This window comes from Metabacillus sp. KJ11-3 (genome assembly GCF_055808295.1).
Window position 1 is genome coordinate 1,089,029 of record NZ_CM147865.1, and the last position, 23,254, is coordinate 1,112,282.

Annotated in this window: 23 protein-coding genes and 2 pseudogenes; 21 read left to right on the forward strand and 4 right to left on the reverse strand. The window is 34.6% G+C overall.

What is annotated here, in order from left to right:
- Positions 1–186 precede the first annotated feature (186 nt).
- The 8 genes and pseudogenes from AC0L8O_RS05570 (at position 187) to phoU (ending at position 7,890) form a co-directional block, all read left to right on the forward strand.
- Complete coding sequence (locus tag AC0L8O_RS05570) at positions 187–672, forward strand: DUF456 domain-containing protein (RefSeq protein WP_473446903.1); 486 nt, start codon at positions 187–189, stop codon at positions 670–672.
- A gap of 157 nt (positions 673–829) precedes the next feature.
- Positions 830–1,438, forward strand: a complete 609-nt coding sequence (gene sodA, locus AC0L8O_RS05575; RefSeq protein ID WP_473446904.1) for a superoxide dismutase SodA — start codon at positions 830–832, stop codon at positions 1,436–1,438.
- Between the two features lie 157 nt (positions 1,439–1,595).
- Positions 1,596–2,884, forward strand: a pseudogene (locus tag AC0L8O_RS05580) (MFS transporter).
- Between the two features lie 418 nt (positions 2,885–3,302).
- Positions 3,303–4,295 carry a PstS family phosphate ABC transporter substrate-binding protein gene (locus tag AC0L8O_RS05585; protein WP_078432553.1) on the forward strand — a complete coding sequence of 331 codons (993 nt, stop codon included), beginning with the start codon at positions 3,303–3,305 and terminating at the stop codon, positions 4,293–4,295.
- Positions 4,296–4,475: 180 nt separating this feature from the next.
- The gene (gene pstC, locus AC0L8O_RS05590) at positions 4,476–5,381 is read left to right on the forward strand and encodes a phosphate ABC transporter permease subunit PstC (protein ID WP_051475377.1); all 906 of its coding nucleotides are present in this window, start codon (positions 4,476–4,478) and stop codon (positions 5,379–5,381) included.
- Positions 5,382–5,383: 2 nt separating this feature from the next.
- A complete protein-coding gene (pstA, locus tag AC0L8O_RS05595) occupies positions 5,384–6,268 on the forward strand; it encodes a phosphate ABC transporter permease PstA (protein WP_026558742.1) in 885 nt (294 codons plus the stop codon).
- 43 nt (positions 6,269–6,311) lie between these two features.
- Positions 6,312–7,115 carry a phosphate ABC transporter ATP-binding protein PstB gene (gene pstB / locus AC0L8O_RS05600; protein ID WP_232230083.1) on the forward strand — a complete coding sequence of 268 codons (804 nt, stop codon included), beginning with the start codon at positions 6,312–6,314 and terminating at the stop codon, positions 7,113–7,115.
- A 118-nt stretch (positions 7,116–7,233) separates the two neighbouring features.
- Complete coding sequence (phoU, locus tag AC0L8O_RS05605) at positions 7,234–7,890, forward strand: phosphate signaling complex protein PhoU (protein ID WP_026558744.1); 657 nt, start codon at positions 7,234–7,236, stop codon at positions 7,888–7,890.
- A 66-nt stretch (positions 7,891–7,956) separates the two neighbouring features.
- On the opposite strand, the gene AC0L8O_RS05610 is transcribed toward phoU, so the two are convergent.
- Positions 7,957–8,472 (reverse strand): hypothetical protein, encoded by a 516-nt coding sequence (locus tag AC0L8O_RS05610; RefSeq protein WP_473446905.1) that lies wholly within the window; start codon positions 8,470–8,472, stop codon positions 7,957–7,959.
- Positions 8,469–8,828, reverse strand: coding sequence for a hypothetical protein (locus tag AC0L8O_RS05615; RefSeq protein WP_026558746.1), 360 nt, complete (start codon positions 8,826–8,828; stop codon positions 8,469–8,471). The genes AC0L8O_RS05610 and AC0L8O_RS05615 overlap by 4 nt, the downstream gene beginning before the upstream one ends.
- Positions 8,829–9,006: 178 nt before the next feature.
- On the opposite strand from AC0L8O_RS05615, the gene AC0L8O_RS05620 reads away from it, so the two are divergent.
- From AC0L8O_RS05620 to AC0L8O_RS05655, 8 genes and pseudogenes are all read left to right on the forward strand, one after another.
- Entirely contained in the window at positions 9,007–9,471 is a 465-nt protein-coding gene (locus tag AC0L8O_RS05620; RefSeq protein ID WP_026558747.1) for a hypothetical protein, read from the forward strand.
- Positions 9,464–10,663: a glycosyltransferase family 4 protein gene (locus tag AC0L8O_RS05625; RefSeq protein WP_473446906.1), complete on the forward strand. Its 1,200-nt coding sequence runs from the start codon at positions 9,464–9,466 to the stop codon at positions 10,661–10,663. The genes AC0L8O_RS05620 and AC0L8O_RS05625 overlap by 8 nt, the downstream gene beginning before the upstream one ends.
- Before the next feature lie 103 nt (positions 10,664–10,766).
- Positions 10,767–10,916, forward strand: a complete 150-nt coding sequence (gene rpmG, locus AC0L8O_RS05630; RefSeq protein ID WP_026558749.1) for a 50S ribosomal protein L33 — start codon at positions 10,767–10,769, stop codon at positions 10,914–10,916.
- A gap of 60 nt (positions 10,917–10,976) precedes the next feature.
- Entirely contained in the window at positions 10,977–11,534 is a 558-nt protein-coding gene (locus AC0L8O_RS05635) for a 5-formyltetrahydrofolate cyclo-ligase (protein ID WP_473446908.1), read from the forward strand.
- On the forward strand, positions 11,535–12,311 hold the full coding sequence (locus tag AC0L8O_RS05640) for a DUF92 domain-containing protein (protein WP_473446909.1): 777 nt from the start codon (positions 11,535–11,537) through the stop codon (positions 12,309–12,311).
- 55 nt (positions 12,312–12,366) lie between these two features.
- Positions 12,367–12,534 (forward strand): hypothetical protein, encoded by a 168-nt coding sequence (locus AC0L8O_RS05645; RefSeq protein WP_198025669.1) that lies wholly within the window; start codon positions 12,367–12,369, stop codon positions 12,532–12,534.
- Between the two features lie 866 nt (positions 12,535–13,400).
- Positions 13,401–13,681 (forward strand): annotated as a pseudogene (locus AC0L8O_RS05650) (rhomboid family intramembrane serine protease); the annotation flags it as partial.
- 147 nt (positions 13,682–13,828) lie between these two features.
- Positions 13,829–14,197 (forward strand): tetratricopeptide repeat protein, encoded by a 369-nt coding sequence (locus AC0L8O_RS05655; protein WP_473448687.1) that lies wholly within the window; start codon positions 13,829–13,831, stop codon positions 14,195–14,197.
- On the opposite strand, the gene AC0L8O_RS05660 is transcribed toward AC0L8O_RS05655, so the two are convergent.
- A complete protein-coding gene (locus AC0L8O_RS05660; RefSeq protein WP_026558753.1) occupies positions 14,194–15,063 on the reverse strand; it encodes a hypothetical protein in 870 nt (289 codons plus the stop codon). The two genes, AC0L8O_RS05655 and AC0L8O_RS05660, sit on opposite strands and share 4 nt — an antisense overlap.
- A 150-nt stretch (positions 15,064–15,213) precedes the next feature.
- Between AC0L8O_RS05660 and AC0L8O_RS05665 the strand changes: the two genes are divergently transcribed.
- Positions 15,214–16,677: a spore germination protein gene (locus AC0L8O_RS05665; RefSeq protein WP_034331817.1), complete on the forward strand. Its 1,464-nt coding sequence runs from the start codon at positions 15,214–15,216 to the stop codon at positions 16,675–16,677.
- A gap of 49 nt (positions 16,678–16,726) precedes the next feature.
- Here the strand turns inward: AC0L8O_RS05665 and AC0L8O_RS05670 are convergent, their stop codons facing one another.
- Positions 16,727–18,157 carry a carbon starvation CstA family protein gene (locus AC0L8O_RS05670; protein ID WP_473446910.1) on the reverse strand — a complete coding sequence of 477 codons (1,431 nt, stop codon included), beginning with the start codon at positions 18,155–18,157 and terminating at the stop codon, positions 16,727–16,729.
- Between the two features lie 424 nt (positions 18,158–18,581).
- Here AC0L8O_RS05670 and AC0L8O_RS05675 point away from each other — a divergent pair, with 424 nt between their 5' ends.
- The 4 genes from AC0L8O_RS05675 (at position 18,582) to AC0L8O_RS05690 (ending at position 23,135) form a co-directional block, all read left to right on the forward strand.
- The gene (locus AC0L8O_RS05675) at positions 18,582–18,776 is read left to right on the forward strand and encodes a YqgQ family protein (RefSeq protein WP_026558756.1); all 195 of its coding nucleotides are present in this window, start codon (positions 18,582–18,584) and stop codon (positions 18,774–18,776) included.
- A gap of 97 nt (positions 18,777–18,873) precedes the next feature.
- The gene (locus tag AC0L8O_RS05680; protein WP_026558757.1) at positions 18,874–19,830 is read left to right on the forward strand and encodes an ROK family glucokinase; all 957 of its coding nucleotides are present in this window, start codon (positions 18,874–18,876) and stop codon (positions 19,828–19,830) included.
- A 346-nt stretch (positions 19,831–20,176) separates the two neighbouring features.
- Positions 20,177–22,078 (forward strand): LTA synthase family protein, encoded by a 1,902-nt coding sequence (locus tag AC0L8O_RS05685; RefSeq protein ID WP_473446911.1) that lies wholly within the window; start codon positions 20,177–20,179, stop codon positions 22,076–22,078.
- A 127-nt stretch (positions 22,079–22,205) separates the two neighbouring features.
- Entirely contained in the window at positions 22,206–23,135 is a 930-nt protein-coding gene (locus AC0L8O_RS05690) for a M14 family metallopeptidase (protein ID WP_473446912.1), read from the forward strand.
- Positions 23,136–23,254: the final 119 nt, after the last annotated feature.

Genomic DNA, 23,254 nt, shown 5'->3' on the forward strand with positions numbered 1-23,254 from the left:
CAGGTTGTATAAATTCTCATATTTATACAACCTGTCATTTATAATTTGTATCCAATATATATAAACTAGAGAAAAGGTGTATGCACCTAATAATAAAATAGCTTTAAGACAGTGAGAAGGATTCTAAGTAAGAACTGAAACTTGTTTTACATAGCCGAGAAAAATTCTTTCAAGGAGGTTTTTGCCATGCAAATAATTTATTGGTCAATGATCATCCTAATGTTTGTTGTTGCTTTTATAGGACTTATTTACCCAATCATCCCAAGTGTGCTATTCATTGTCATAGGATTTTTATTATATGGTTTGTTCTTTACCTTTACTGAATTAACATGGATTTTTTGGATTATACAGGGGCTCTTTATTGCTTTGTTATTCGGAGCGGATTATCTTGCAAATCTATTGGGAGTTAAAAAATTCGGAGGAAGTAAAGCGGCTATTTGGGGAAGTACAATTGGTCTTTTAGTTGGTCCTTTTATTATCCCATTCTTTGGAATTATAATTGGTCCTTTTATTGGGGCGGTTGTAGCAGAGCTTTTATTCCATAAAAAGACCTTAAAAGATGCCCTTCACGCGGGTTTTGGTTCTTTAATAGGATTTATTTCAGGTGTTTTTGCAAAAGGACTTATTCAATTAATAATGATTGGTTATTTCCTCTTTCAGGTTCTAAGGTAGGAAGGAATTCCTCTTGCATATAATTTATTTTTTGTGAGAAGACTGTTATTTGTGTTTAAGGCTTTTCAATTGAAAGTATAGGACAATTTTGGTAACCTAGGAATTGAGAAGCCTATATTGGCTATTAACTCGTACATATATTAAGGAGGAATTAACAATGGCTTATGAATTACCACAATTACCTTATGCTTATGATGCACTAGAACCACATATTGACAAAGAAACAATGAATATCCATCACACAAAACATCACAACACTTACATTACAAATGTAAACGCAGCATTAGAAGGCAATGCTGATTTAGCAGGAAAAAGTGTAGAAGAGTTAGTTTCTAACTTAGACGCTGTTCCAGAAGCTATTCGTACAGCGGTACGTAATAATGGTGGTGGACATGCTAACCATAGTCTTTTCTGGACGATCTTATCACCAAATGGCGGCGGTGAGCCGACAGGTGAGCTTGCTGATGCAATTAACGCTAAATTTGGAAGCTATGATAGCTTCAAAGAAGAGTTTGCGAAAGCTGCAACTACTCGTTTCGGTTCAGGTTGGGCTTGGTTAGTAGTTAATAAAGGTGAGCTAGAGGTTACTAGTACTCCAAACCAAGATTCTCCTCTAATGGAAGGTAAAACACCAGTTCTTGGTTTAGATGTTTGGGAGCATGCATATTACTTAAATTATCAAAACCGTCGTCCAGACTACATTGCTTCTTTCTGGAATGTAGTAAACTGGGATGAAGTTTCTAAGCGTTTTAACGCAGCGAAATAATAAAAAAATTTTTTCGGAAAAGAGAGGGCTAACATTCTGTTAGTCCTTTTTAATTTGAAATCTTCTCTTAAATGACTGCTACTATTTACAATCTAAATACATAACTACAATCCGATAAGACAAACTATGTATTAGAAGTTGAAGGGGAGTAGTTGTTATGTCAAAAATGAAGAAGATTATTGGTGATGTAGATGTCAGTAAGGATTTAGTTTTATTATTAGTGATAGGTGGATTGTATTCATTAAGTATTGCGCTTTCTAATACGTTTGTGAATGTTTACTTGTGGAAACAATCAGGAAAGTTTATTGACTTGGCCATTTATAATTTATCAATAGTGGTCATGCAACCTCTAACATTTATCTTTGCAGGTAGATTAGCTAAAAAAATTGACCGTGTAATCGTTTTAAGACTTGGAGTTATTTTCTTAGCAGCATTCTTCTTAATTGTCCTCATGATAGGAGGCTCTGCTGCAAAATTTCTCTTTCTCTTAGGTGGTACATTAGGGATAGGGTATGGTTTCTATTGGCTTGCATTCAATGTTTTAACATTTGAAATCACAGAACCTGAAACGAGGGACTTTTTTAATGGATTTTTAGGTGTCATGAATTCCACAGCAGGAATGGTTGGTCCAATCGTTGCAGGCTTTGTTATTTCCAGGTTAAAAAATTTTACTGGTTATACAACAATCTTCACTATATCTCTCATATTGTTTTCAGGTGCAGTAGTGCTTAGCTTTTTTTAAAGAGAAGAAAAGCAGAAGGAGATTATATATTAGCCCGAATTTTCCATGAAAGGAAAAAGAACAAAAATTGGGGGCTTATTACCAGAGCACATTTCTTTCAGGGTTTACGTGAAGGGACTTTTGCTTTTGTAATTGGTGTATTTGTTTTTATTTCTACCGGAAGTGAACTGGCATTAGGAACTTTTGGTTTGGTTAATTCCGCGGTTGCTTTTCTGGGCTATTATCTTGCAACAAGAGTGATAAAGAAAACGAAGCGTAAACGTTTCATACTAATAGGTGGAACGCTACTGTATGTTTCGATTTTCTTAATACTTTTTGACGTGACCTATCAAAGATTACTTATTTATGGAGCTCTTATTGCAATTGGCTACCCAATGTTACTCGTTCCATACATGTCGTTAACATATGACGTTATAGGAAAAGCATGGAGTGCTGCCAAGGCGAGAATTGAATATATTGTCGTAAAAGAGATTTTTCTTAATGCAGGAAGAATTGTTTCAATAGTTGGGTTTATTATTGCTATTTCTTTCTTTGATGAAAAACAAAGTATTCCGGTTTTACTTGCAATTATTGGTGCGGGACACTTTGTTATCTACTTTTTTGTAAAACATGTTCATCTGAAAGAAAGTGATAAAAGCATTGAGCACACAGGACATAAACCAGTTTTAAAAAACAATCTTGTTGATGGTGATAGTAGTGGGTAAAGGGGAAACTTATATTCGATTTTCCCCTATGTTAGATTCATTAGGATATTTACTTTTGTTTTATGTTATTAATTTTTCTTTTTCCCCCAAATGCTTCAACATCTATTGGCTGTTTAGGTGTAGAAGATACCTCATAATCCAGCTTTATTTTTCATTTTTAAATTTCTTCTTTCCAAATCTACAATTAATTCTTTTCCCAAATTTTGTGTTTCTGTCAAACAATTCCTACAATCACTTTCTTATTAACTTCCAAAAATTATGTTTAATACACGTGCATGCCCCCTATCAAACAAAATGTGACAATCTCCACCACGAATTTACAAAACCTTTACATTTGCTTAAAACGTCATTAATACTCAAGCGTTATTCTATTACTCGTAGGACAAAACAAAAAACACTCTTTAGGGGGAATATGGCAATGAAAAGCTTTAAGAGCTTAGTATTACTTTTAGTAATGGGAATTTTAGTAGTATTCGCAGCAGCATGTGGCAATGGAGCATCTACAGAAGAAGAATCAAACACTGGATCCGGAGATTCAAATGAAGAAGAAACTGCATTAGAAGGTAGCGTTGTAATAGATGGATCAGGTACAGTTTATCCTTTTATGGCAAAAATGGCAGAAAATTATATGACTGAAAATGAAGAAGTTTCCGTTGAAGTAAGCCGTGCAGGTACTTCTGCTGGTTTCGAAAAGTTCTTAGTAGCTGAAAACGGAACAGATTTCAACGATGCATCACGTGAAATCAAAGACGAAGAAGCGGCAAAAGCAGATGAATTAGGTATTGAATACAAAGAATTCCAAGTTGCTCTTGATGGTTTAACATTTGTTATTAACAAAGAAAACGATTGGGCAACAGAAATGACTCAAGAAGAAGTAGTAAAGATCTTCCTTGCTGAAGGTGGAGTAACTAAATGGTCTGATATCAACCCTGAATGGCCAGCTGAAGAAATCAAACCAATGGGTCCTAATGAAAACCATGGTACAAACGAATTCATGTTTGAAACGATTATGGAAGAAAAAGACTTTGTTGATTCTGTAAATTTACAACAAGAATATTCTACTCTTGTAGATCTTGTTTCTAAAGATAAAAATGCTATTGCATTCTTTGGATATGGTTACTACGACAGCAATAAAGACAAGCTAAACGCAGTAAATGTTGACTTTGGTAATGGTCCTGTTGCTCCAAGTTTAGATACTATCGGTTTGGATGATGCAGCAGCATATAAACCATTTACTCGCCCAGTCTTCACATATTTAAATGTTGGAATGGCAAAAGAGAAGCCTCAAGTGCTTGATTATGCAATCTATGCTATGGAAAATGCTCAAACTGTAGCTTCAGAAACTGGATTTGCTCCATTAAAAGATGAAGTAATTCAAGAGTCTATCAGCTTCCTAGAAGGATTAAAATAATCATAATTATTGCTTTTCCTATTCACAGAAGATGAGAAGTTGATGAGAAGATTAGCTTCTCATCTTCTTATGTGTTTCCTCTATTAATATAAACTACTAAAAATTTCACCTCCCCCAAATAAAATAAATGGAGGATGAAAGGGGTTTTCGATCTTGGATAACAAAGAAAGCATCCGTGACATGATTGAAAAAAAGAGAAGCTCTACAAATCTAACTTCTGTCACAGAAAAGGTTATGCCTAAATTTTTATTGGCTATTGCTACGATTTCAATACTTACAACTCTTGGCATAGTTATTACTTTATTAACTGAAACAATAAACTTTTTCAAAGATGTTCCTTTTTTAGACTTCTATACTGGAACTATATTAAATCCACTAGGTGATGACGCACAATTTGGTGTACTTCCATTACTGACAGGGACGATTTACTCTACAGTAATTGCGATGTTTGTGGCTATTCCTGTTGGTTTAATGGCAGCTATTTTCTTAAGTGAGTATGCTTCCGATAAAGTTCGTAGAATATTAAAACCAATACTTGAAATTCTTGCTGGTATTCCTACAATTGTATATGGTTTCTTTGCATATACTTTTGTAACACCTTTATTGAGATCCTTTATCCCAGCTTTAGATCCAACTAATATTCTGAGTCCCGGTATTGTAATGGGTATTATGATTATTCCTATGGTAGCCTCACTTTCTGAGGATGCAATGAGTTCTGTCCCGAACTCAATGCGAGAAGGTGCTCTTGCTCTCGGTTCAACAAAACTTGAGGTGACTTGGAAAGTTGTTATTCCAGCAGCTATATCCGGAGTGATTGCTTCATTTGTATTAGGAATTTCCCGTGCTATTGGAGAAACAATGATTGTCGCTATAGCAAGCGGAAGTAATAAAGACTTTACGTTTGATCTTACACAATCAATGCAGACGATGACTGCTTATATCGTTGAAGTAACAGGAGGGGAAGCTCCTGCTGGTTCAACAATTTATTACAGTTTGTACGCTGTCGCAATGACTTTGTTTGTATTTACACTCATTATGAACCTCGTTGCCCAGTATATTTCTCGTAAATATAGGGAGGAGTATTGATTATGAAATATGTAAATGTCGAACAAGTACAAAAGAAAATGGGGTCACGTCTATTTGCAAATAATCTTGCAAAAGGGCTTTTCCTATTAGCAACACTTTTCGGATTAGTCATATTATTAACATTAATCTATAGAGTATACTCAGATAGTATTGGATGGATTGATTTTCAGTTTATTACAAGTAAACTGTCAACAACCGCAGAACGTGCTGGTATCATGGGCGCAATTGCAGGGACTTTATGGTTAATGGTTGTTGTTGCTCCAGTTACGATGTTTTTAGGAGTCGGAACAGCCATTTATTTAGAGGAATATGCAAAGAATGGAAAATTAAAATCTATTATTCAAACGAATATTTCTAATTTGGCAGGTGTTCCTTCTGTTGTATTCGGTATCTTAGGCTTAACTGTGTTTGTACGTAGTTTTGAATTAGGAAACATAGTGCTTGCCGGTGGTCTAACGATGTCTTTATTGGTACTTCCAATCGTTGTCGTTGCAAGCCAGGAGGCTATTCGCGCTGTTCCACAGTATCTAAGGGAAGCATCTTACGGAATGGGAGCTACTAAGTGGCAAACAATTAAAAACATTGTCTTGCCGGCAGCAATTCCTGGTATTTTAACGGGTTTAATACTATCTCTTTCAAGAGCTATAGGTGAAACAGCTCCACTTGTTGTTATTGGTATTCCGGCTTTGTTAATTCCACTCCCAGATGGAATTTTTGATAAATTTACAGTGTTACCAATGCAGATCTATTACTGGACTGTTGATTCAGCACTTGTGGCTGAGTATGCAAATCTTGCAGCTGCGACAATTGTTGTTCTTTTAATCGTATTATTCTTAATGAATTCAATTGCAATTATCATTAGAAATAAGTTTCAAAATAGATTTTAATTTTCGGGGGTTTTTAACAATGGCAGTATTATCCGATCGTGAAATGAGAAAAGTAACGAATATAGATAGAGACGGGAATCAAGTAGATAAAAAGAAAATTGTTTATGATACAAAGGATTTAAATTTATGGTACGGTGGGGACCAGGCATTAAAAAACATTAATCTTTCCATTTATGAAAATGAAGTTACAGCAATTATTGGTCCTTCTGGTTGTGGGAAATCAACATTTATAAAAACGTTAAACAGAATGGTTGAATTAATACCGGTTGTTCGTATTTCAGGAGATATTAGGTATAGAGAAAAGAGTATACTAGATAAAAGCTATACGGTTGAAGATTTAAGAACTAGGGTAGGTATGGTGTTCCAGAAACCTAACCCATTCCCGAAATCCATATATGATAATATAGCATATGGACCTCGAATTCATGGGATAAAAAATAAAGCTATTTTAGATGAGATTGTTGAGAGAAGTTTACGTGGAGCAGCAATCTGGGATGAAGTGAAAGATCGATTAAAAGAAAATGCATATGGGCTTTCGGGAGGGCAGCAACAACGTTTATGTATTGCTCGCTGTTTAGCAATCGAACCAGATGTTATATTAATGGATGAACCTACTTCAGCTCTTGATCCAATATCAACTCTTAAGGTAGAGGAATTAATTCAAGATTTGAAAAAAGATTATAGTATAATCATTGTTACACACAACATGCAACAAGCTGCACGTATTTCAGATAAAACAGCGTTTTTCCTAAATGGAGAAGTAGTTGAATTTGATGTGACCGATAAAATCTTTTCAAATCCGACAGATAATAGAACAGAGGATTATATAACAGGTCGATTTGGCTAAACAAAATGTCGTGCATTTTAGAAGGTGCACGACTATTTTGTTTTAATAAGTTCTTCGTAGTTTTATGATCGTACAGTTTGGGGAATATATAACTGTATGTATATAGGAGGTAATGAATATGGGTGTCAGAGAGAAATTTGATTTTGATTTAAAAAATTTAAGAGATAAATTAATTGAATTAGGTAGTTTAACAGAAGTTGCCTTAACAAAGTCAATAAATGCACTTGAAAATCAAGATATTGAAGAAGCGTTACAAATAATTGAAGATGATTATAGAGTTGATGATCTGGACGAAGAAATTAATGATTTGGCGATTCTTTTAATCGCCAAACAACAACCTGTTGCAACAGATTTACGTAGAGTCATCGTAGCCATTAAAATTTCCAGTGATATTGAAAGAATGGCAGACTTTGCTGTAAATATTGCAAAATCTACAATTCGAATTGGGGACGAGCCGTTAGTTAAACCAATTCATAACATCAGAAAGATGCATGAAATAGCAACAAAAATGTTATCACTTTCTATTAAGGCGTTTAATGAAGAAGATCTTGTATTAGCAAAAGAGGTAGCTGATATGGACGACCAGGTTGATGACCTTTATGGTGAAACGATTAAGGATATCCTTCACCTGATGGAGAAAAAAGATCATCTTCAACAATTAACTCAGCTTTCCTTTATTTGTCGTTATATCGAAAGAACGGCCGATCATGCAACAAATATTTCTGAAAGTATCATGTATCTTATTAAAGGTCAAAGATATGACCTAAATAGTTAATAAGAAAAATATAAAGTGGTTTTTGATCCAAAATAAAAAAAGCTAAGAAGATGTTCTTCTTAGCTTTTATCTAGTAATTGCTTCAGCAAGCTGTTTGAAAGTCATGCCTTTTTGAACCTCAAAAGTTCCTAACTGCACTTGGGTATGATAATTATTTTTGATTAAGTACTGATCAAATTCAAAGGAGTCAGAAATAATCGCATTTTGTTCTAGAAGATCAGAAACTTCACTTGTCGTCATACCAGCCTTTATTGTTACTTTATATTTTATGACTTCTTCTTTCTTTTCTTCAGCTTCTTTTGTAGCTTCTGCATTTTCAGTTGTTTCTTCTTTAGGAGTTTCTTCAGTTGCCTTTTCGGTTACTTCAGCATTTTTTGTAGCTAATAATTCCTCATATTCATCAATTGAAATGGCTGTTTGCTGGTTGCTGGTTAAGAATTCTTCAACTTCCTTTTCGGAGAGCTCTTTTTGTTCAGCGTCGGCCTCTGTATGTTGATCACCTGAAAACAGATAGGTTCCACCAAGTACAGAGGTTGCTACGATCATACCTGCTGCAAATGCCTGAAAGCCTGTCTTACTCATGTTAATACCCTCTCATTCTGTTCAACAATTAATTTTACTTCTTTTACAGTAGTTGCTTCTGATAATGCGATAGCTTCAATAGACATTCCTTGTCGATACTTAGCAAGTATACGGGTAGGGTTTCCTTTTTCCTCTTCTTGGATCGAGTTGTTTTGTTCTTTTAAGGGTGCGTCATTTTGTAATAACTCTTCTTCCACAATTCGCATTTTCTTTTTAAGCTTATAGATCTCTTGCATAGCAGACAATTGAAGATGGTCCAATTCCTGTTCAAGTTCTTTTACATTGTCGCGTTGGAAGAAAGATACACCGATAAGCGCAATGCTTATAATAAACAAAATGATAATCATAATAGTCATATTTTTCACCTTCTTAGATTATTTCCCTCTACCTTTATATCATAAATCTTCATTTGAATGAAGTGATATTTTGTAGAAATTGTAGTTTTTTGACGATATTTCTTTTTTAAACATGTAACCGTAATATTTTAATCATGTTAAGATAAAGAGAACATGATGACGAAAGAAGAGGTACTATATGAGCTCTCGATCTTATGATGATGTCGAACAATATATTATACGTAAACAGGCATCTATTTCTGTCGATTATATTGAAATTATTCCATATCCAAACCACATTATCATCTCATGGAACATTATCTCCTCAACTCAAAAACTTCTTACAGACATTCTAAATGAAGACTTTCGGGATTTAATATGTAAGGTTAATTTAGTTAGAGTAATAAAGAATAAAGAACGATTAACAATGAATGTTACAGGAAGTAATGGAATAATTGAGCTTAGCTCTTTAGTAAATGGAAAATATTATTGTGAGTTAGGTGTAGTTAATTCACAAAATGAAACAATTACAATAAAAAAATCAGCATCAGTTATTGTTTCTACTAACCATTTAGAATCTAAGAATCAAGATTGGAAGCAAGTAATAACGAAAAATAAAAATAGTTGGTTTACTGCTTTCTCCGGGTACACGGTATATGAATAAATTAGGAACCAAACATGTATCAACTGTCCTTCATCTTACAACTGAATTTGGTGATCAGTTGATAGGAGGGCTTGGAAGACACGTAAATGACCTTGTACAATCATGCAAAGAGGAAAATCTGACAATTATAGTTATGACAATCTCTCACACAGGGAAGGAATCATATTCATTTAATGATGGAATTCATATATTTCGTATGATTCCTTGGCAAGAGGATTCGGCGAGCTTACCTGATTATTTTCGAAATCTTAATTTTCGATTTACTCAATTTATTCTACAAGACCTCCATATACAATTTGATCTTGTTCATGTTCATGATTGGTTTTTTGCGACAACTGCTTGTCAGATTAAAAAGATGCTGGGAATACCCTTCGTCTCGACAATTCATTCGACTGAACGAGAACGAAAACAATTTAATAATGGGAAAGTTATTCCTCAAATAATAGAGTATGAAGATCAGTTACTGCAATATTCTGACCATATCATAGTATGTAGTGAATATATGAAAGACATTTTGTTAATACGCAAACCAAATAGACAAAACTCTATATCCGTCATACCGAACGGCATTATTTTGGAAAATTTGAAAAAGATGCTAAGTAAAGATGAAGCTTTAAAAAGGTTTCCATTTTTGACAGAACCAATTTTATTAGGAATAGGGAGACTGGTGAAAGAAAAGGGATTCCATATTTTAATCGAGGCGTTTTCACAGATACACCGACAGTATCCAACCTTAAAACTTGTGTTAGCAGGAAGCGGACCATATGAAAATGAACTAAAAAGAATCTCAAAATTATATAAATTAGATTCAAAAGTCATATTTGTTGGCTTTCTAAATGAAATAGAACGAAATACATTACTATCTAAGTGTGAAATCGTCGTGATTCCAAGCTTGTATGAGCCTTTTGGTATTGTTGCATTAGAGGGTTTGGCGGCTTCAAAACCAGTTTTAGCCTTTAAAACAGGTGGGTTAAAGGAAATAGTAAAAGACAACCGCGGGATATTGTTAGAAGGGATTTCCAGTGTTCAATTAGCTGAAAGGTTACATAAATGCCTTCAACACCCAAAAGATGTGGAGGCTGTGGCTCTGCGGGGCTACCAGGCGATGATCGCTGAATATCAATGGTTATCTATTATAAGAATAACAATTTCCATGTATAACAAAGTTGTAAGCAACAGAAATTTCTTTTAAAATTAAAAATAATAAAATACATGTGGAATTTGTTTATTAATAATGGTATTATATTAAAGTCTGATTTGTTTTATAGTTTTTTTAAGTTTGGAGGGAAAGAAACATGCGTGTAAATATTACATTAGCTTGCACTGATTGTGGCGAACGTAACTATATTTCTAAAAAGAATAAACGTAATAATCCAGATCGTCTTGAGCTTAAAAAATATTGCTCAAGAGAGAAAAAAATGACAGTACACCGTGAAACAAAGTAAGCAGTAGGATATTTATTCCTACTGTTTTTTGTTTATTTCCTGTAAAAGGAGGCTCCTCAATTGGAAAAGAGCCAATTAAGAGAAATGGTTAAAAAACAATTAGAGGAACTACACTCTGATACTTTCATAAAGGGCTGTGCCGACATACATAGACACTTATTTACATATAGCAAATGGAACAAGGCAAAAACGATTGCTGTAACAATTTCTCGAGGAAGAGAAGTTGATACAAAAAACATCATTGAAGAAGCCTGGAAAGAAAGAAAAAATGTTGTAGTTCCTAAGTGTGATCCAAAATCAAATACAATGACATTTCGCAGAATTGAATCATTTTTTCAATTAGAGACAGTGTTTTTTGGATTAAGGGAGCCCATTGTAAGCAAAACGATACCTGTAAAGCCTAAAGAGATTGATCTCATGATTGTTCCAGGTCTATGCTTTGATCAAGAAGGATATCGTATTGGATTTGGCGGCGGTTATTATGATCGTTACTTAGAGAAATATCACGGTGATACTCTTTCATTGGCATTTTCCTGTCAACTATTTAAACGTTTACCAAGAGAATTACACGATGTACCTGTCGATGGAATAATTACAGAACTAGGAGTAGAAAAGTAAATGATGGTGTTGGGTATCCTTTTTATTATTTTTCTGTCGGTTGCTGCATGGAAATCAAAAACCTTAACAAAAAGTGGGATGATTGGAGCTATGATTGTTGGCTCAGTCATTTACGTTGGCTTTTCATGGAAGGGTATCCTTTTACTAGGGTGTTTCTTTGTCACATCTAATATGTGGGGGAACATAAAATCAAAACAAAAAGACTCTTTACATGATATGGTAAAAAAACATAATGAGCGGGATATTATTCAAGTTTTTGCAAATGGCGGAGTGCCAGCTTTTATAACGATGATTTCGATATTTGATCCTAGTAACTCTATTATTTATACAGTGTTGTTCAGTATTTCATTAGCTGCGGCTAATTCAGATACTTGGGCATCCGAAATCGGAACATTAAGCAAAGGTCAACCTAGAATGTTATTAACATATAGAAAAGTGGAACGCGGTACGTCAGGTGCTGTTTCATTATTAGGTACATGTGCAGCTTTAGTGGGCTCGTGTTTAATCGGTGCGCTAGCCGCTTTATTGTTTGACTTATCAATTAAGAATCTTTTAGTCATTTTTATATTTGGTTTCCTAGGAAATATTATTGATACGATATTAGGTCAAACCGTTCAGGTTAAATATACATGCAGAGTTTGCCATAAGGTAACTGAAAAGAAAATACATTGTCAACAACTTGGGCGTAAAACAAATACATTTTCTTTTTTGGATAATGATGCGGTCAATATCTTATCCATTGTCATTTCAACATGTTTATCCTTACTTATTCTATAGATAAAAAGGATAAAAATTGCATCTCCTACTAAAGATATAAATAGGAGGGATGAAGATGAGACGACTAATTGTGCTTTTAGCTGGTTCATTTGCGATTTATCGTTATCGATACCGCATTGTGAATTTTGTGCTAGGTAACCAGCAGCTGCGAAGATACTTTATTAATTTATCAATGAGAATACCCTTTATCCGTGATCGCTTTGTTAATCGGGCATTCCATTAAGTTTTCATTGTAAGCTGACGTTTATATAGATGTCAGCTTTTTACGTGTTATTAACATGGAGCAGTTTTCTTTTTAATCAAATTAGGGAATTGATATAATGAAGAAAAAATAACGGAGCGGATGATATGGCGTTTGAACAGGATTTTGTCTATTGGTCATTGGTTGAACAATTAGTTGTTGACCAAAATTATTCGATTTTAGCAATATCACAGGATGGAAATGAAATGGTCCTACAGCCTTATCGAAAAAAGCAATATTCTATTATTCGATTAAGAAGAGCTGATGTTGACTGGGGAAATACACTTGCAGTAGATATTGAACAAGCAGGCAGGCGATTTGAACAACTAGTAAGAAATGGAGTAAGAGGACCAATAACAGTTTTAAATATTTACTTTTCACCTTTAGCGCCGGTTGACGATTATCCTGATGTCTTTGTAAAAGGATATAGCGGGGGACGTAAAGGGAATATTGATATTACTTCCATGATGATAAGAAATGATAATCTTGAAGAAAGTATAGAAAAGATTCAACAAGCTATGTCAATTCAATTAGACGTCGAAAACATACTCTCCGAGAAAGAGATAAATGTGGAAGATATTCAGTCTATACGAAAAAAGGTTATTACTCATCAGAAAGAAATGAGGGATGCTGAAAGAAAGTTATTTCAAAATGGGAAACCATTCTTCACTAACATATTTTTAGCGATCCAGATTGTAATGTTTCTTATATTAGAGTTTAATGGTGGAAGCACAAATACTGAAACATTAATACAGTATGGTGCTAAGTTTAATCCTCTTATCTATGAAGGAGAATGGTGGCGTTTTGTTTCACCAATTCTTTTACATATTGGTTTTTTACATTTACTTATGAATAGCTTTGCTTTGTTTTACATAGGACCAGCTGTAGAACGTGCATATGGAAAATGGAAATTCCTGTTCATTTATTTAGTTGCAGGTGTTTCAGGTTCAATTGTCAGCTTTGCATTTAGTCCATTTCTATCAGCAGGAGCCTCAGGAGCTATTTTTGGGTGTTTTGGGGCTTTGTTATACCTTGCTGTATACAATCGGAAAGTTTTTTTAGAACAATGGGCTCTAACTTATTAATCGTTGTGGGGATTAATTTAGCCTTAGGGTTTGTCATTCCTAATATTGATAATGCAGGTCATATTGGGGGATTAATTGGCGGCTTTTTAGCTGCGCTAATTGTACAGCTACCACATCAGAAAAAACTGTTGATTAGACTAATTGGGATTGTTGGCACAGTTGTGCTCATTTTTGGGTTGTTTCAATATGGAATGAGCCAAGCAAAGGAGCAATATCCTGACTATATTGCATTACAAGGTCAAGAGCTTATTCAAAATGAGAAGTTTGAAGAAGCTTATCAATACCTTAGTAAATCTATTTCGGATAATCATAACTCAAATGATGTCCTATTTTTAGCTTCGGTAGCGGCCATCCAATTGCAAAAGTATGATGAAGCAATCGATTATCTGGAACGTATCATTAAAGTTGATGACAGCTACCATCAAGCCCATTATAATTTAGCTCTTTTATACGCTAATCAGCAAAATAGTGATCAAGCGATTGAAGAAGTCACAAAAGCATTAAAATATGATCCGGATAATAAAAAATATCAAGCTTTGAAAGATGAATTGACTCGCTAATTGTTGATATCTTGAATGAACTTAAAAGGTGTTCCATCTTCAGATTGAATGATGACAACTAAATGAGAACGATCTTTTGCGAAAAGAAGGAGAGGCATTGTGCTGCCAATTGGTTCAATGATCTTTCCTTCTTTTGTTTTTAGACCTAAAAAGTAATTTTTATATAGACCTTCCCACAAACTGCCAATTACCTCTTGAGTTTTTTCTTCGGAAAATCCCGGTAATGGACGGTTTTGGTAATGAGCAAGCTCAACGAAGGGAATTGAATTGTATCGATTTTTATCAATGTTGAAATGTTGAAGTAATTCATTCCAACTAAATTCTAAATGTTGTTCGGCTACTTTATCTAGGATATCCTTCCACTCTTTTTCTTCTTCTGTTTGAGGTGTTTTAAATGAAAAGAGTTTGGTAAACTCTGAATCAATGACATACAAATGGTCAGTGGACATTTTTTGAACACTTCTTATTTCATCTTCATTCAAGTGGACTTCACCGTAATGCAAACTTATCGCTTCGTAGTGGCTGCTGTCTTCTCCGCTTACTTTATTGAACTGTGCCAGCTTTTGGCTTTGGTCCTCCCATTCTGATAAAGTTTTTACAAGTTTCCCATCTGAAAAGAGAAGAGATAAGTCTTGTCTTAGAAAGGCTTGTTTATCAGTAATAGATGTTACGTCCCATTCGATCATGTACTCATCATCATCTTTCTTGTCAACAAATTGTAATAGAGTAGAAGCTTTTGTAAATGAAACGGTATCAGTTATCGGGAAAAAAATAATACTCTCACGTGCATTTTGTCCTTTGAAAAAATATAGAAACATAGATGTACATAAGGCAAGAAGGATCAATAATATCCATTTTTTCTTCATTTCAATCACTCCGGGAAAGACAGGTTGCTAAATTGTATGTGCAAATGTATGAATATATGAGTACAAGCAGGAAAGAAAATATACAGGTATGTTTTACCAAATTTCCGTCAATGATGAGTAACAAATAGTGAAACGAAATGGAGTAAACAAATGTCTTATGAAGTTGATAAAAAAATAGCGACAAAAAGTTTACAAGAAAATACAGCTTATTTAAGCGAACGTCTTGGAGTTAAAAAAAGCTTTGACGTGATTCAATTAGATGTTGAGTATGGCGGGCGTGAAATGGCTTTATTCATGGTCGATGGGTTTGTTAAGGATGATATTCTTCATTACTTAATGAGATATTTATCCGAGCTGACACCGGAACAAATTGAAGAACATACACTGGAAAAATTACTAAAAACGTATATTCCTTATGTTGAAATTGATAAAACAGATGATTTAAATACTGTTGTGCAAACAGTTTTAGCAGGTCCAACAGCTCTTGTTGTCGATGGGATTGATCAAATTATCTTTATTGATGCCCGAACATATCCTGTACGAGGTCCTCAAGAGCCAGATATGGAACGTGTTGTTCGTGGATCAAGAGATGGATATGTCGAAACAATTGTATTTAATACAGCCTTAACTAGGAGACGGGTAAGAGACCGGTCATTAAGAATGGAATATTTACAGGTGGGACGACGATCAAAAACAGATGTGGTTGTTTGTTATTTAGAAGATATCGCGGATTTATCGCATGTTGAAGACCTAAAGAATTCTTTGCAGGCAATTGACACAGATGGTCTTCCAATGGGTGAAAAAACAATAGAAGAATTTATTTCAGGTAGGCATTTAAATCCGTATCCTGTTGTGAGATATACAGAAAGACCTGATACTGCGGCAGCCCATCTTTATGAAGGTCATGTCATTGTTTTTGTTGATGGTTCGCCAAGTGCCCTTATCACTCCTACAACATTCTGGCATCATTTACAGCATGCTGAGGAATATCGAAACAAACCAATAGTAGGGGCTTATTTGCGAATTGTTCGATTTATTGCCGTATGGGCATCAATTTTCATTTTGCCCCTTTGGTATTTATTAGCGAAACATCAGGAACTACTGCCGGATAATATAAAGTATATCGGGATAGAGGATGCAGGGCAGGTCCCATTACTTGTACAATTTTTGCTAATTGAATTAGGAATAGATATCCTGAGGATGGCTGCTATACATACACCATCATCCTTAGCTACTGCATTGGGATTAGTGGCAGCCCTAATGGTTGGTCAAGTAGCCGTTGAGGTAGGGTTGCTTACTAATGAAGTTATTTTGTATTTGGCCATTGCTGCGATAGGTACATTTGCAACTCCTAGTTATGAATTAGGTCTGGCTAATAGAATATATCGGATCATTTTATTAATTTTTACTGCTTGGTTGGGTGTAATTGGTTTTGTTGTAGGAATTACAGGGTGGGTCATTATGCTCTCACGTATGAAATCCTTTAATGTACCTTATTTATATCCGTTTATTCCTTTTAACTATCGGGCAATGCGAGATGTATTATTTCGCGCACCAATGCCGTTGAAAAACAGAAGACCACCGTTCTTGCATCCCCAGGATCCGGACAGGTAACTTAAATCACAAAAGGCAAGGCTCAAATATAATGAGCCTGCCTTTTTGTTTAAGCTGCTTTTTCAATAGGAATAGGATTACTTTTATGACGTTTCAATTGAATTAAGAACCAGATAAATACAGCTATAAAGATGAATGCACCACAAATCATTGAAGTTTGATAAGAAAGTTGGAACCCTTCCGGTGCATAAAAGATATAAGATCCTGTAACAGCTGTCATAAAGAATGCGGGAACAGTGGATATCCAATGAAACTTCCCGTTTTTCAATAAAAACATGGCGGCTGTCCATAACATAACTGTTGCAACAACCTGGTTTGTCCACCCAACATAACGCCATAAAAATGTGTAATCCATTTGAGTTAATAAATAAGTTGGAACCACTACTGGAATCGTCATAAGAGCAGTTTTTATTTTTGAATCAAAATTACCGAACTTACATACTAATTCGACAAGCATCATTCGTGATGAACGTAAAGCTGTGTCACCTGTTGTAATAGGTAAAATGATAACCCCTAAAATTGCTAATATTCCTCCAAATTGTCCTAACGTTGTTTTGCTGATTTCATTGACAACCCCAGCTGTTCCACCCTCTGCTAATGCTCCTTGAAGCCCGTCGGTACCTCCAAAGAAAGTCATTCCAGCGGCAGCCCATATTAACGCGATAATTCCTTCAGCAACCATTGCACCGAAGAAAACTTTTCTGCCATCACTTTCTTTCTTAAGTGTACGGGCCAAAATCGGACTTTGTGTACTGTGAAAGCCAGATATTGCACCACAAGATATTGTAACCATTAAAAGAGGCCAAACAGGAATTTCGCCAGGATGCAGATTTTCGAAAGTAAGATTAGGTATCGAATGATCCATAAAAAATAAGGCAAAGCCAATTGACACAGCCATAATAATTAAAATGAAACCAAAAATAGGATAGATCTTTCCAATCAATTTGTTAATTGGAAGTACAGCAGCTAAAACAAAATAAACAAAGATAAGCAATAATGAAGATGAATAGCTTAAAGGAGTAAGCTGTTCAACTAATTGTGCTGGGCCTGCTGTAAACGCAGCTGCAACTAATATCATCAGAATGATTGAAACAATATTAATAACTGTTTTTACCGTTTTTCCTAAATACCGGCCAACCAGTGTAGGATATTGCTCTCCACCATGTTTAATTGAAAGCATCCCGGAAAAATAATCATGTACAGCCCCTGCAAATAAACAGCCAATTACGATCCAAATAAATGCAACAGGACCATATAAAGCCCCCATAATGGCTCCGAAGATAGGTCCAAGCCCTGCGATATTTAAAAGTTGAATCAAGGAAGCTTTCCACCAGCTCATTGGCATATAATCCAGGCCATCTGTTTTTGTAAAGGCAGGTGTGATCCGGGCGTCATCTATTCCAAAAACTCTCTCAACCACTTTTGAATATATGAAATAACCTGCAATTAATAGTACGACTGATAATAGGAATGTAGCCATTTATGTTCCTCCTCACGATTCACGTTGTAATAGTAACATTATTTTAAACTTGTATTTATCAAAATTCAATATATTTTTTAGAAAAAATAAATTATTCAGAAAAATTAATAGATACTTAATTTTATTGATGTCGAAAGTTGGCCTTTGTATGGATCATGAAGTTTTTTGATATATCGAAATATTATAAACGAAAAATTAGAAAAATATATTCATCCATTAACAAGTATATTTTTAAACGTTTTCTTGACGCTTCGTTGTTTTTCTTTATACTTTATAGTAGTACTAAATTAATAGTGTAAAAGTGATTTTTTATACTTTAAGAAAGTTTACCCGTATTAAAGGATTACAGTATAAGAAAAGATAGCGACTTCATGCACCTTTTGGCGGTAAGTCGTGTTTTTCTAAGATTAAAGTAGGTGATCATGTGAATACCATATATGATGTACAACAACTGTTGAAAAAGTTCGGCACGATCATATACATAGGTGACCGTATAGCTGATTTAGAGCTTATGGAGGATGAAGTTAAGCAATTGTATCAATCTGGTCTTATCGAACCAAACGTTTACCAAATGGCTATCCTTCTTCTTAGACAAGAAATCCAAAGATTGAAACGGTAGAAAAAAAGATCAATTTTAATGAGAGTAACATTCCAAAATGAAACGTGAAAACGTTTGCTAGAGAATCTATATATAATAGTAGGAAAAGGTGATGGAAATGAATGAACAATGGTTAGTAGGTATTGATTTAGGCGGAACAACAATTAAAATGGCATTCATTAATTATTACGGTGAAATTGTTGAAAAATGGGAAATTCCAACTGATAAAACAGGTAAAACCATTACAACAGATATTGCCAAAGCAATTGATACAAAACTTGAAGAAATGGGACTAACAAAGGCAAAGCTTGGTGGAATAGGAATGGGAGCACCCGGCCCGGTTAATTTAGAAAAAGGTCTTATTTATGAAACGCCAAATCTTGGTTGGGAGAATTTCCCACTTCGTGATCATATTGAACTGGAAACAGGGTTGCCTGCTGTTATCGACAATGATGCCAATATTGCTGCACTTGGTGAAATGTGGAAGGGAGCAGGAGATGGAGCTAAAGATTTAATATGTGTAACACTTGGTACTGGTGTAGGTGGAGGGCTTATCTCCAATGGAGAAGTTATACACGGTATAAACGGTGCAGGTGGAGAAATCGGACATATTACGGTTGTTCCTGATGGTGGAGCTTTATGTGGTTGTGGAAAAACGGGCTGTATTGAGACAATTGCTTCGGCAACTGGTATAGTCAGAATCGCAAAAGAAAAACTAAAATCTTCAGATGAAGAAAGTATTTTGCGAAAAAATTTAGATTTAAGCTCAAAAGATGTTTTTGACGCTGTTGAGCAAGGTGATGCACTTGCCGAGGAAGTAATAGATTACGTTACTTTCCAACTTGGTCTAGTCTTAGCTAATATTTCTAATGGACTTAATCCAGAAAAGATTGTTATTGGTGGCGGAGTGTCTAAAGCAGGAGATCTTCTCATTTCAAAAGTGGATCACTACTTTAAACGATTTGCTTTCCCGCGTGTGGCTCAGGCAGCTTCTATTTCAGTGGCAACACTTGGAAATGATGCAGGTGTGATTGGTGGAGCTTGGTTAGTAAAAACAAAACTTTTAAATAATTAAATGTAAATAGGTAATAGTAAAAAGGAGCTTCAGTTGATGATGCTCCTTTTCCATTTCTTCATATCCTTTTAGAGATTAGGGCGAATTTATGACATTCATTTTTCAGAATCTTTAAACTTTATATACAAACGAAACTTTTTAGGTTTTGAAACGTCTAATAGTAGGGTATAGAGAATATGCTAAACATTATAATTCTATCAGGCTATTGTAATGACAATATTAAAAAGCATTGATTTTTTGTAAAGAAAGTATTAAGATATGTTTTAGTGTGCAACACTTAACCTAATAATTGGAAAATATAAAAGAGATAAGCGTGTCTGTCCTATGGGATGAGGAGGTAGTAGCTGTGCGCAAGAAATCTTTTTCGAAAATCTCATTTTTACTTTTAGCAACATTATTTCTTTGGATAAAAACGTATATTGTCTATAAAACTAGCTTCGATATTAAAATTGAAAATTTCACACAAGAGTTTATTTTGTTTATAAACCCATTAAGCTTTTTATTATTACTATTCGGGTTTGGGTTGTTCTTGAAAGAAAAGAATAGAAACCGTTATATCTTTGGAGCAAGTATCTTTGTAACAGTACTTTTACTTGCGAATATGGTCTTCTATCGATTTTTTAATGATTTCTTAACAATACCGGTATTATTTCAGACAAGCAACATGGGAGATTTAGGAAGTAGCATTACAAACCTATTTTTACCAACAGATATTTTAATGTTTGTTGATATTGTCATTCTATATTGGTTATTAAGAAAACCAGCGTTTAGAACTTTATCGGTTTTGACCAAAAAAGAAAAATCAGCTTACTTTCTTTTAGTTGCCTCCGTTTTTTTCTTTAATTTAGGATTAGCTGAAGCGGAACGCCCGCAGCTTTTAACACGTTCATTTGACCGCGAAATGCTTGTGAAAAATATAAGTGTATTTAACTTCCATATCTATGATGCTGTCCTTCAATCTAAAACGTCTGCCCAACGCGCCTTAGCAGATAGTGACAGCTTAACTGAGATTGAGAACTATGTGAATGCGAATCGTAAAGAGCCACAAGAGGATCTTTTCGGAATTGCAAAAGATCGAAATGTAATATTATTATCACTTGAATCCTTACAAAGCTTTGTTATTAATGAGCAATTAAATGGAGAAGAGATTACTCCGTTCTTAAACGACTTAATCAATGAAAGCTATTACTTTGAGAATTTTTACCACCAAACGGGTCAAGGTAAAACATCTGACTCGGAATTTTTAGTGGATAATTCTTTATATCCATTAGGAAGAGGAGCTGTCTTCTTCACAAATAGTAATAACGAGTATACTGCTACACCTGAAATTTTAAAAGAACATGGATATTACTCATCGATACTCCATGCAAACAATAAAAGTTTTTGGAATCGTGATTTAATGTATCAAGCGTTCGGATATGATCGTTTCTTCGATGTGAATGATTATGAAGTCACAGAAGAAAATTCAATTGGCTGGGGATTAAAAGATATTGATTTCTTCGAACAATCTGTTCAGCACATGGATGAATTACCACAACCATTTTATACGAGATTAATCACTCTAACGAATCACTTTCCATTTGAACTAGGGGAAGAAGATCGATTAATTGACGAATTTGATTCAAACAGTAAAACATTAAACCAGTATATCCCGACAGTTCGCTATATGGATGAATCTGTCAAACGTTTTTTCGAAGAACTAAAGAAAACAGATGTATATGAAAATTCAATTATCATTTTATATGGTGATCATTATGGAATATCAGAAAATCACAATGTGGCGATGGAGAAATTCCTTGGAAAAGAAATTACGCCATTTGAGTCCATTCAATTACAACGTGTTCCATTTATTGTTCATATACCGGGTGTTACTGATAAAGAACCTCAAACTTTTACAAAGGTTGCAGGACAAATTGATATCCGTCCAACAATCATGAGCTTACTTGGTATCGACGCCAGCGATCAAATTCAATTTGGTACTGATGTTTTTTCTGAAGATAAATTATCATTTACGGTCCTTAGGGATGGAAGCTTTATCACAGAGAATAATATTTACACGAAAGGTTTCTGTTATGATAAAGAAACCGGTGAGCCGACAGATCAATCTGTTTGTGAACCATATATGGAAAAAGCAAAACAAGAATTGAATTATTCTGATGAAGTGATCTATGGAGATTTACTCCGTTTTTACGGAGATAACGCTACAGAAGTAGGCGAAACAGAGGCTGCTGAGTCTAAAGAGGAATGATACTTTAGGACTGACTTATTCAAAGTCAGTCCTTTTTATTTCATTTATTGATAATTAGATAAGATTAAAACAACAATTGCTTAAATCAATCATAGGCTATAGTAAGTAATGAAGTAATGGAGGTTTGATGATGACCATTCTAAAAAATACGGAAGACTTTGATGGGAACCTTCTTCATACAAAAAAGCCCTATAGTTCGAATGAATTGTATGATGATCTTGCTAAACTAGAAAATATGTATCCTTTTATTAAACGAAATATTATTGGTTATAGTGTTTTAGGTAAACCAATTATGGAGGTCATGATCGGAAATGGACCTAAGAAAATTCATATGAATGGATCCTTTCATGCCAATGAGTGGATTACGACAAGTATTATGATGCATTGGTTACATGAGTATCTTGAATTAGTAAGTAAAAACTCATCCGATAAAGAACAGGATATGATCGCACTTTATCAAAACACGTCACTATCATTTGTTCCAATGGTAAATCCTGATGGAGTTGATCTTGTTTTAAATGGGATTCCTGATGTAACTGAGTATGAAGCAGCACTTTTGCAGATGAATGACTTAAGTATTGATTTTTCACAATGGAAAGCCAATATTAGAGGGATAGATTTGAATAATCAATACCCGGTTAATTGGGAGATCGAGAAACAGCGGAAAATACCAAAAGCTCCTGCTCCACGGGACTATCCAGGAGATGCTCCTCTTACCGAGCCAGAAGCAATTGCTCTTGCAGAATTAGTAGAAAAGGCGAATTTTGATCGCGTCCTGGCATTTCACACACAAGGGGAAGAAATTTACTGGGGATATTTACGTAAGGAACCAGAGGAAGCTGAACACATTGTAAGAGAATTCGAAAAGCTAAGTGGATATAAAGCTGTGCGAGATATTGACAGTCATGCTGGATTTAGAGATTGGTATGTGAATAAATGGAGAAAGCCAGGTTTTACAATTGAACTAGGAAATGGCGTAAACCCTCTTCCATTTGATCAGTTTGATGAAATCTATAAAAAAAGTAAAGGAATCTTTTATTCAGCACTTTATATGTGAAGTCTTAGAGTGGTATTTTTATCAACTTTGCCACTCTTCTTTCAAAAAAAATATAAAATTTAAGATGAAATTACGAGGATTGACATAGCTTTTTAAATAAAAAGTATGTTACTTTAAAT

Coding starts and splice junctions, on each gene's coding strand:
- AC0L8O_RS05570 (WP_473446903.1), top strand. CDS start 187: ATGCAAATAATTTATTGGTCAATGATCATCCTAATGTTTGTTGTTGCT.
- sodA (WP_473446904.1), top strand. CDS start 830: ATGGCTTATGAATTACCACAATTACCTTATGCTTATGATGCACTAGAA.
- AC0L8O_RS05585 (WP_078432553.1), top strand. CDS start 3,303: ATGAAAAGCTTTAAGAGCTTAGTATTACTTTTAGTAATGGGAATTTTA.
- pstC (WP_051475377.1), top strand. CDS start 4,476: ATGATTGAAAAAAAGAGAAGCTCTACAAATCTAACTTCTGTCACAGAA.
- pstA (WP_026558742.1), top strand. CDS start 5,384: ATGAAATATGTAAATGTCGAACAAGTACAAAAGAAAATGGGGTCACGT.
- pstB (WP_232230083.1), top strand. CDS start 6,312: ATGAGAAAAGTAACGAATATAGATAGAGACGGGAATCAAGTAGATAAA.
- phoU (WP_026558744.1), top strand. CDS start 7,234: ATGGGTGTCAGAGAGAAATTTGATTTTGATTTAAAAAATTTAAGAGAT.
- AC0L8O_RS05610 (WP_473446905.1), bottom strand. CDS start 8,472: ATGAGTAAGACAGGCTTTCAGGCATTTGCAGCAGGTATGATCGTAGCA.
- AC0L8O_RS05615 (WP_026558746.1), bottom strand. CDS start 8,828: ATGACTATTATGATTATCATTTTGTTTATTATAAGCATTGCGCTTATC.
- AC0L8O_RS05620 (WP_026558747.1), top strand. CDS start 9,007: ATGAGCTCTCGATCTTATGATGATGTCGAACAATATATTATACGTAAA.
- AC0L8O_RS05625 (WP_473446906.1), top strand. CDS start 9,464: ATGAATAAATTAGGAACCAAACATGTATCAACTGTCCTTCATCTTACA.
- rpmG (WP_026558749.1), top strand. CDS start 10,767: ATGCGTGTAAATATTACATTAGCTTGCACTGATTGTGGCGAACGTAAC.
- AC0L8O_RS05640 (WP_473446909.1), top strand. CDS start 11,535: ATGATGGTGTTGGGTATCCTTTTTATTATTTTTCTGTCGGTTGCTGCA.
- AC0L8O_RS05645 (WP_198025669.1), top strand. CDS start 12,367: ATGAGACGACTAATTGTGCTTTTAGCTGGTTCATTTGCGATTTATCGT.
- AC0L8O_RS05655 (WP_473448687.1), top strand. CDS start 13,829: ATGAGCCAAGCAAAGGAGCAATATCCTGACTATATTGCATTACAAGGT.
- AC0L8O_RS05660 (WP_026558753.1), bottom strand. CDS start 15,063: ATGAAGAAAAAATGGATATTATTGATCCTTCTTGCCTTATGTACATCT.
- AC0L8O_RS05665 (WP_034331817.1), top strand. CDS start 15,214: ATGTCTTATGAAGTTGATAAAAAAATAGCGACAAAAAGTTTACAAGAA.
- AC0L8O_RS05670 (WP_473446910.1), bottom strand. CDS start 18,157: ATGGCTACATTCCTATTATCAGTCGTACTATTAATTGCAGGTTATTTC.
- AC0L8O_RS05680 (WP_026558757.1), top strand. CDS start 18,874: ATGAATGAACAATGGTTAGTAGGTATTGATTTAGGCGGAACAACAATT.
- AC0L8O_RS05690 (WP_473446912.1), top strand. CDS start 22,206: ATGATGACCATTCTAAAAAATACGGAAGACTTTGATGGGAACCTTCTT.